Origin of the sequence: Georgenia sp. Z1344 (genome assembly GCF_049856295.1) — a bacterium.
In the GTDB taxonomy this organism is placed as follows: Bacteria; Actinomycetota; Actinomycetes; order Actinomycetales; family Actinomycetaceae; genus JB111.
Genome location: NZ_JBNDMZ010000008.1, coordinates 196,157 through 204,858, shown reverse-complemented (window position 1 = coordinate 204,858; position 8,702 = coordinate 196,157). Strand labels below are relative to the sequence as shown.

General features: G+C 72.0%; 6 protein-coding genes. 5 read left to right on the top strand and 1 reads right to left on the bottom strand.

The genetic code is table 11. The features are described from left to right. Nucleotides 1-450: 450 nt before the first annotated feature. On the bottom strand, nucleotides 451-3,618 hold the full coding sequence (locus ACPYO6_RS10710; RefSeq protein WP_425714847.1) for a metallophosphoesterase: 3,168 nt from the start codon (nucleotides 3,616-3,618) through the stop codon (nucleotides 451-453). Between the two features lie 194 nt (nucleotides 3,619-3,812). Here ACPYO6_RS10710 and ACPYO6_RS10705 point away from each other — a divergent pair, with 194 nt between their 5' ends. The 5 genes from ACPYO6_RS10705 to ACPYO6_RS10685 form a co-directional block, all read left to right on the top strand. Beyond that, nucleotides 3,813-4,919: a serine hydrolase domain-containing protein gene (locus ACPYO6_RS10705; protein ID WP_425714846.1), complete on the top strand. Its 1,107-nt coding sequence runs from the start codon at nucleotides 3,813-3,815 to the stop codon at nucleotides 4,917-4,919. 166 nt (nucleotides 4,920-5,085) lie between these two features. After that, complete coding sequence (locus tag ACPYO6_RS10700; RefSeq protein ID WP_425714845.1) at nucleotides 5,086-5,847, top strand: MerR family transcriptional regulator; 762 nt, start codon at nucleotides 5,086-5,088, stop codon at nucleotides 5,845-5,847. Nucleotides 5,848-5,932: 85 nt separating this feature from the next. Beyond that, entirely contained in the window at nucleotides 5,933-6,250 is a 318-nt protein-coding gene (locus tag ACPYO6_RS10695; RefSeq protein WP_425714844.1) for an acylphosphatase, read from the top strand. Between the two features lie 145 nt (nucleotides 6,251-6,395). Beyond that, nucleotides 6,396-7,028 carry a TetR family transcriptional regulator gene (locus ACPYO6_RS10690; RefSeq protein ID WP_425714843.1) on the top strand — a complete coding sequence of 211 codons (633 nt, stop codon included), beginning with the start codon at nucleotides 6,396-6,398 and terminating at the stop codon, nucleotides 7,026-7,028. Beyond that, a partial coding sequence (locus ACPYO6_RS10685) for an MDR family MFS transporter (RefSeq protein WP_425714842.1) occupies nucleotides 6,958-8,702 on the top strand: 1,745 nt, incomplete at its 3' end. The genes ACPYO6_RS10690 and ACPYO6_RS10685, both read left to right, overlap by 71 nt.

Sequence of the window (8,702 nt, the reverse complement as noted above, 5' to 3'; positions counted from 1 at the left end):
GGTCAGCGGCGGATGCCGACGGTGTCGGTGCCGTTGCCGTCCCAGTCGCCGACGAAGACCTCGTCACCGGAGCGGCCGTAGTCCTGCTCGATCTCGGCGACCGTGGACGTCAGCGAGTTCGAGACGAAGAACGTGATCCCACGCCGCACCGCGAACGTGTCGACCGCGTCACCGTCCCAGTCACCGACGTACACCTCGTCCGTGGCCCGGCCGTAGGCGAGCTCGGAGTCCGCGTTCCCACCGGTGAGCGAGTTGGCGATGAAGTACCGGTTCCCCCGACGCACCGTGAACGTGTCGATCGCGTCGCCGTCGTAGTCACCCACGAGGACGGCGTCGGGGGCGCGGCCGTAGTCCAGCTCGGTCTCCGCGTCCCCGGACTCCAGGGTGTTGGACACGAAGTAGCTGTTCCCCCGGCGCACGGCGAAGGTGTCCACGCCGTCACCGTCCCAGTCACCCACGAGCACCGTGTCGCTCGCCCGGCCGTAGTCGAGCTCGACGTCCGCGTTCCCGCCGTACAGCGAGTTGGACAGGAAGTAGCTGTTCCCGCGACGGACCGCGAGCGAGTCGCTTCCCGTCACCGTCCCAGTCACCCACGAGCACCTCGTCACCGACCCGGCCGAAGGAGAACTCGTGCTCCGCGACCGCGTCCCAGCCGTCGTTGAGGTAGAACCCACGCCCCGGAGTCGGCGGCACCGGCTCCGGCCCAGGCTCCGGCTCCGGGTCGGGGCCGGGCTCCTCGCCGCCGTCGGACGTCGTCGTGAAGGTCGCGACCGGCGAGACGGCCTCTCCGCCCGTGGCGTTCTGCGCGACGACGTACCAGCCGTAGGTCGTGGCCGGCTCGAGGCCGGACCACTCGACGGTCGCGGTCTCGCCGGACGCGACGGTGTCGGTGCCGATCTCCTCGTCGGAGTAGGCGGTGACGAGCACCGAGTCGGTGGCGATCGAGGTGGTGCGCGTCGTGAGGTCGATCGGCACGGTGAAGTCGTCCTCGGTGCCGTCGTAGTCACGGTTGGTGGCCGAGTCGAACTCGTTCGCCCCGAAGTTGTCGAGGCGGGCGGAGTAGGTGTCCACCGTCAGCTCCGAGCGGTCCACGTCGAACTGCAGCAGGCGCATGAAGCCGGCGGTCTTCTCGTCGTCGACCAGGTACTCCTGGTAGTCGGCGAGCAGCTCGACCACGTGGTGACCGGGCTCCGCGACGTCGTGCCGGACGTTGGTCCCCACGCCGTGGACGTGGCCCGAGAGCACGAGGACGATGTTCGGGTTCTGCGTGACGACGTCGTTCCAGAGGTTCTGGCCCCAGTGCGCGGTGTGCGTCGCCCCGCGCGCGTCCGGCGCCGTCGAGGCGTTGATGTACTCGTGCGAGGCGAGGATCGCGTTGCGGTCCGGGTACTGCGCGAGGATCTCGTTCGCCCAGGCCAGCTCCTCGGCCGTGGCGAGGTAGCCGAGGTGCACGACGACGAAGTCCAGCCCGCCGGCGGAGAACAGGTCGTAGTGGTTCTGGTTGTCGCCCTCGCGCCACGGGCCGCCGTACTCCGCGTTCTCCCAGTTCTCGGACAGGGCCTCGTACCGCTCCGGACCGAAGTACTCGTTGTAGAGCGAGTTGTCGTTGCCGTACCGGTTGTCGTGGTTGCCGGGCAGGACACCGTTGGGGATGCCGGCATCGTCGAGGATCGACTGCGCCTCGTCGGCGACGTCGTACTGCGCCCGGGCGTGGGCGATCCAGTCCGGGTCGTCGGTCACGACGGTGTCGTCGTTGACCAGGTCACCGGTGTGCAGGGCGTAGGCGATGTTCCGCTCGTCGGCGTTGTCCGCGATCCACTGCGTGGTGTCGACGTAGGCGTCCCGGAAGCGGTCCGCGGCGGCGCCCTCCTGGTCGACGGCGCCCTCGGACAGGTACTGGGTGTCCGTGTTGTGCGCGATCGCGAAGTCGTAGGTCTCCGGGTCGCGGAACGAGTCGGCGACGGGGTCCTCGATGTCGTCGGCGAAGGGGTCGTAGCCCTCGACGAGCAGGTGGACGGTGCCGTCGTCGACGTGCTGGGCGTCGGCGGTCCCGCCGAGCTCGGTCGCGCCGTCGGCGGTGCCGCGGGCGTCCTGCAGGAGGTCCCAGGCCAGCTCGACGCCGTCCCACACGTAGAGGCGGGCGCCGCGGGCCGGGTCGACCTCGCCGGACCAGGAGACGATCTGCTCGCCGTCGCTCTCGACCGGGACGTCGAACCGCTGGTACGTCACGCCCTCGGCCGCAGGACTGCGCAGCACCTCGTCGTCGCCCGGGGCGAGCGGCGCGGCGTCGGCCTCCTCCTGGCCGGTGAGGTCGAGCTGGCCGAGCGGGAGCTCCTCGGTCGTGCCCTGGTAGGCGGCCGACGGCAGCTCGGGCTCGGCCACGTAGAAGGTCGCGTCGACGTCGTCGCCGTGCGGGTCCGTCACCGTTGCCGCGAGCGGCGCGTCGAGCCCGACGCCGGCGGTCCCGGTCGCGGGCGACAGGTCCGCGATTCCCGGGGTGTTCGGGGCGGAGGTGAACTCGACGACGTGGCGCGAGGTGGTGCCGAGCGCGTCGGTCGACTCGACGACGAGCTCGTGGGCGCCCTCGCTCAGGGTGTCGGACGAGATCGTGGTGCCGGCCGCGATCGGGGTGCCGTCGAGGGTGAGCGCGACGTCGCCGGTCACGCCGGCCTCGTCCGCGACCTCGGCGGTGACGACCGCGTCGCCGAGGAGGTGGTCACCGTCGGTGGGCGTGGAGGAGACGAGCGCGGGGCCGGTGTTGTCGACGACGATCGTGCGCTCGGTGGTCGCGCCCGCGTCGGTCGTCACGGTCAGGGTGTGCTCGCCGTCCTCGAGCGCGGTGGTGTCGAGCTCGAGGAGCAGGCCGGAGTGCTCGTTCGGCTCGGCGTCGACCGTGAACTCCGTGGTGAGGAAGCGGGGCTTGCTGCTCGATCCGCAGTTGCCGTCACCGATGTTGTACAGCCCGTCCGCGCCCGGGGCGGGGCCGGTGGTGGGGTTGGCCGGGTTGCTGAACTGCTCGCCGCCGGGGATCTGGAGGCGGAAGTTGCCGATGACGACGTCGTCGTGGTTGATGCCGCAGGTCGAGGCGCGGGTCCCGGTGTGGAACTCGATCTCGTTGTGCCCGAGCGTGACGAGGTCGGCGGGGAGGTTGATCGGGTGGTCGTTGACGTTGGCGATCTGCTCGAGGATCCCCACCCGCTCGCCGTTGACCATGAGGTAGTTGCTGTAGGCGATCTCGACCGCGGCGGTGACGTCGAGGACGAACGCGGCATCGGTCTCGGCAAGCGCCTCGGCGCCGAGGGTGACCCGCGCGTCCTCGTCGGCGACCCCGTCGATCTCGATGTTCGCGGGGTTCTCGCCGGCCACGCTCGGGGTGGTGACGACGGTGTGCACACCGCTCACGCGCTCGCCCTCGTCGACGTTGACGGTCGGCTCACCCGCGGCGACCTGGCCCGGGTCCGGCTCGACCGGACCGTAGTCGGGCTGCGCGGCGCCGGGGGCCGCCGGGAGGGGGATCGCCCCGCCGTCGTCGGGGGTGGCAGCGGCGGGGACCGTGGCGGTCACCACCGCGAGCGCCGCGGCCGAGGCGAGCAGCCCCGAGGTCCAAGATCTACGCATCGTTGACATCTCTCCAGACGGGTACGGCCGGCCCGAGGGAGCCGGAGGGGGAGCCGTGTGACGGGCAACCCGGACGATGTCATCCGAAGGTGAACCGGACGGGCCCGTTCGGTGAACTCCCGCCCCGGGACGGACGCCCGGACCGCGGCCGCCCTCCCGTTCCGCCCGCCGGGCTCCGGCGGTAGGTTGGCGATATGCCCGCGACGACGAGGTCCGCGCTCACCCGCCACGTCGACGAGGGCACCGTCCCCGGGGTGGTTGCGACACTCGGCCGGGACCTCGATCCGGTCGCGGTCGGCCACCTCACCGTCGGCGGACCCGCCGCGTCCCCGGACGCGATCGTGCGCATCCAGTCGATGACGAAGGTCGTCACCGCCGTGGCGGCGCTGCGGCTCGTCGCGCGCGGCGACCTCGACCTCGACGCACCGGTCGACCACTGGGTGCCCGAGCTCGCCGATCGGCGTGTCCTCGTCCACCCGGCGGCGGGATTGGACGAGACCGTGCCCGCGCGCCGACCGATCACGCTGCGCCACCTCCTCACCAACATGTCCGGCTACGGCGCCCTCGCTCCCGGCTCCCCGCTCGCCGACGCGATGGCGGCGAACGGGACCGAGGCCGACGAGGCCCCGCCGCGCCTCGGCCAGGACGACTGGCTCGCCGCGCTGGCCACGCTGCCCCTCGCAGTCCAGCCGGGCGAGGGCTGGCGGTACCACCACTCGTTCGGGATCCTCGGGATCCTGCTGGGCCGGGTCGCCGGCACCTCGACCGCCGTCGTCCTGGCCGACGAGCTGTTCGGCCCGCTCGGCATGACGGACACGGGCTTCGTCGTCCCGGCGAGCCGGGCCCACCGGCTCCCCGCCGCCTACCGCCGCGGGGCCGACGGGTTCGAGGAGATCGAGCCGGCCGGCGGGGGCTTCTACGTCGCCCCGCCCTTCGAGGTGGGGCACGCCGAGCTCGTCTCCACGCTCACCGACCTCCACGCGTTCCTGCGGGCGCTCGCGGCGGGAGAGCTGATCCCCGCGGAGCTGCTCACCGCGCTCCGCACGGACCAGGTCCCGGAGACCGCCAAGACGCCGGAGAGCTTCTTCCCCGGCTTCTGGGACTCCACCGGGTGGGGGTACGGCGTCTCGGTCACGACGTCCGGGCCGTCCGCCGGCCGGTGGGGGTGGTCGGGCGGGCTGGGCACGGACTTCTTCGTCGCCCCCGACGGCAGCATCGGCATCCTCCTCGCCCAGGTCGCGATGGACGAGCGGGTCCTCGGGATGCTCACGGAGTTCGGCGCGCTGCCCACGGACGGCTGAGCGCCCGGGACAGGCCGGCGCTGACCGACGCCGGACGAATGACCACCGAGCACCGGCTGGTGGCCGTGAGCGGGACCACACGACGGCGATGCCACCGCCCCTTGCGATTGACGCGGCGTCAAGCGGAACGGTGGTGCGTGCACCGATCGCGACGAACGGAGGAGCCATGCCGGACCAGGAATGGTCGATGCAGGAGATCGTCCGGCTCACGGGTACGACGAGCCGGACGCTGCGGCACTACCAGGCCGTCGGCCTGCTCGTGCCGGCGCGCACCGGCCACGGGGGCGTGCGGTTCTACGACCGGGCGGGCCTGCTGCGGCTGCAGCAGATACTCGTCCTGCGCGAGCTCGGGCTGGGTCTGCCGCGGATCGGCGAGGTCCTCGAGGAGGACGTGCCGGTCACCGAGGCGCTGCGGGCGCACGCGGAGCGGCTCGACCTCGAGAGCGAGCGGCTCCGCGTCGTCGCCGGATCGGTGCGGTCCACCATCACCATGATCGACGAAGGAGGAGAGCTCGTGGCACGCGACATGTTCGACGGGTTCGACCACACACAGCACAAGGACGAGGTCGAGGAGCGGTGGGGCCACCAGGCCTACACCGACTCCGACGCCTGGTGGCGCTCGCTGACCGATGCCGACAAGGCGGCCTTCCAGCGCGAGATCCAGGACGTCGCCGAGGGCTTCGGCGACGCCTCCGCGCGGGGCCTCGACGTCCGCAGCGACGAGGTCCAGGCGCTGGCCCGCCGCCAGTACGACTGGATCGGATCCGGGTGGGGCGGCACGTCCCCGAGCAGGGAAGCGTTCATCGGCCTCGGCCAGATGTACGTCGACGACCCGCGCTTCGGCGCGACATACTCGGACGAGGGCCGCAGCTACGCGGCCTACGTCCGGGACGCGATGACGGTCTTCGCCGAGGACAACCTCGCGTAACCGTCCGGGCCGGCGGGAGCCGGCCCGTGCGGGGCGGTGTCCCGGACCTGGCACCGCCCCGCGGACGGTGAGGGGGACACGAGCGATGGCCACCGTGCGAGTGATCGTCAGCGGCCGGGTCCAGGGCGTCGGCTTCCGGGCGGCGTGCCGGGAGGCAGCGCGCTCACGGTCGGTGTCGGGTTGGGTCCGAAACACGGGCGACGGCCGGGTGGAGGCCCTCCTGACGGGTGCGCGCCGCGACGTCGACGCGGTGCTCGAGTGGTGCCGCTCAGGTCCGCCGGCGGCGCGCGTGGACGCGGTCGACGTCCGGCCCGTCGACGCCCGAACAGCCCCCGGCGGTGCCGTCGCCCGCCGCACTGCGGGCGACGACGACGCACGACAGCCTGACTTCGAGATCCGCTGAACGGCACGCACGACACCGGCGACATGGGCGACCTCCTGATCCTGCCCGGGCCGGGTGCCCTGCGCGGCCGCGCCGGACGACGACGCCTCCTCGCCACATCGCTGAACTTGCAGAGTCTGCATGTTCGGACCTGGCGTCGTCGTCGATGACCGACCCGAGCACCGCACCGGCCCCCCTCGGCAGGCGGGAGCAGCGCAAGCAGGAGACGCACCGGACCATCCGAAGCACCGCCCTCGACCTGGCGCTCGAGCACGGCATGGAGTCCCTCACCGTCGACGCGATCAGCGCGGCCTCCGGTGTGTCCGCCCGCACGTTCTTCAACTACTTCTCCTGCAAGGAGGACGCCATCGTCCCGGAGACCTCCGAGTCGGCGGACGTCTTCTGTCGATCGATCCTCGCCCGGCCGCCCGACGAGCCGCCGTTGCGAGCGATCCGGGTCGGCATCGTCAGCAGCTACCGGCTCGGTGAGGTCCGGCCGGACCGGGAGCGCCTGCAGTCACGGCAACGCCTGGTCCACGCGCACCTGCCCCTGCTCACGCGCCAGCTGGCGCAGTACGTGCGCCTCGAGCAGAGCCTGGCCGAGGCTCTCGCCGAGCGCCTCGGCACCGGGCCCGACGACCTGCGGCCCACCCTCCTCGCGGCCGTGGGCGTCCTGCGGGTCTCGATCCGCCGGTGGACGACGGGCGACGAGGCCTCGCTCGCCGACCTTGTCGACGCCGCGTTCGCCGAGCTCGAGCACGAGGGCATCGCCGAGCCCGACGTGCGGCTCACGGGCTGACCCGGCCGCGCACGAGACCCGACCGACACTTCCGACGACGACAGTCCCCCGCGAGCCGCGGGCGGACGGACCGAGAGGCTGCACCCTGACCAGCGACGACACTCTACCGGAGCACGAGCGCGGCTCCTCGTCCGACGACGGCGCCGCCCGCGACGGCACCGCCCGCGACGGCACCCGCTCCCCCGCGCCCGTCAACCGCAACGTCCTGCTGACGGTGCTCATCTCGGGCGCCTTCGTCATCATCCTCAACCAGACGCTGCTCAACACGGCGCTGCCGGCCTTCATGGCGGACTTCGGGATCTCGGCCAGCCAGGTCCAGTGGGTGACGACGATCTTCATGCTGGTCAACGGCATCATGATCCCGGTCACGGCCTACCTCATCCGCCGGTTCACCACCCGCGCCCTGTTCCTCACCGCGACGGGCCTGTTCACGGTGGGGACGGTGGTCTGCGCGGTGGCACCGGTGTACCCCGTGCTGCTCGTCGGTCGCGTGATCCAGGCTGCCGGCGGCGGGATCATCATGCCGCTGGCCCAGACGATCCTCTTCGCGGTTTTCCCGCTCGAGAAGCGCGGCACGGCCATGGGGACGTTCGGGCTCGTCATCGCGTTCGCCCCGGCGATCGGCCCGAGCCTGTCCGGCTGGATCATCGACCACCTGCCGTGGCAGTCGCTGTTCGTCATGATGCTGCCGATCGCGGTGATCGACATGATCGTCGCCTACGTCATCCTGCGGAACGTCACCGAGCGGTCGGACCCCCGTCTCGACGTCGCCTCGATCGTCCTGTCGACCCTCGCTTTCGGCGGCCTGCTGTTCGGGTTCGGCGCCGCCGGGGACGCGGGCTGGGCGAGCGCCCAGGTGATCGTGCCCCTCGTCGTCGGGGCCCTCACGCTGGTGGCGTTCGTCCACCGGCAGCTGACCATCGAGGACCCGATCCTCGAGCTGCGCGTGCTGCGCCACCCGATGTTCGCCCTCAACACCGCGCTCGGGATGTGCGTGTTCATGGCGATGGTCGGCGGGATGCTCGTCCTCCCGCTCTACATGCAGGAGATGCGCGACTACTCGGGCATGGAGTCCGGGCTGGCGCTCCTCCCGGGCGCGGCCGTCATGGGCCTCATGTCGCCGGTCACGGGCCGCATCTTCGACCGGTTCGGCGCGAAGGCGCTGAGCATCGTCGGGTTCGTCCTGCTGACGGCGACCACGTTCATGCTGGCGCGGCTGTCGACCGACACCACCTTCGCCTACATCGCAACGGTCAACGCCGTGCGGATGCTCGGCACGGCCATGGTGATGATGCCGGTGACGACGGCGGCGCTCAACGTGCTGCCGCCGAGCCTCATCCCCCACGGCACGGCGCTCAACAACACGCTGCGCCAGGTGGCCGGCTCCGTCGGGACCGCGGTGCTCGTCACCGTGATGTCCGGCGCCGCCCGCGACCCCGAGGTCTACGGGCCGTCGGGAGCCATCCACGGTGCGAACGTCGCGTTCGCGGTGGCCGGGGCGATCGGCGCACTCGGCGTCGTCGGATCGTTCTTCGTCCGGGACTCACGGCCGGGCGCGAGCGTGGCCCGACTCAGGCACCCGAGCGGTAGCGCGCCCGGGCCCCGCCACGCGACGACGGTCCCGGGGGGGGGAGAACGGGGCGTCGGGGGCAAGGGGAAAAAAGAGCCATCTGT

Bases quoted from the DNA above. Each gene is read 5' to 3' on its own strand.
- ACPYO6_RS10700 (WP_425714845.1), top strand. From the start codon at position 5,086: ATGCCGGACCAGGAATGGTCGATGCAGGAGATCGTCCGGCTCACGGGT.
- ACPYO6_RS10710 (WP_425714847.1), bottom strand. From the start codon at position 3,618: ATGCGTAGATCTTGGACCTCGGGGCTGCTCGCCTCGGCCGCGGCGCTC.
- ACPYO6_RS10690 (WP_425714843.1), top strand. From the start codon at position 6,396: ATGACCGACCCGAGCACCGCACCGGCCCCCCTCGGCAGGCGGGAGCAG.
- ACPYO6_RS10695 (WP_425714844.1), top strand. From the start codon at position 5,933: ATGGCCACCGTGCGAGTGATCGTCAGCGGCCGGGTCCAGGGCGTCGGC.
- ACPYO6_RS10705 (WP_425714846.1), top strand. From the start codon at position 3,813: ATGCCCGCGACGACGAGGTCCGCGCTCACCCGCCACGTCGACGAGGGC.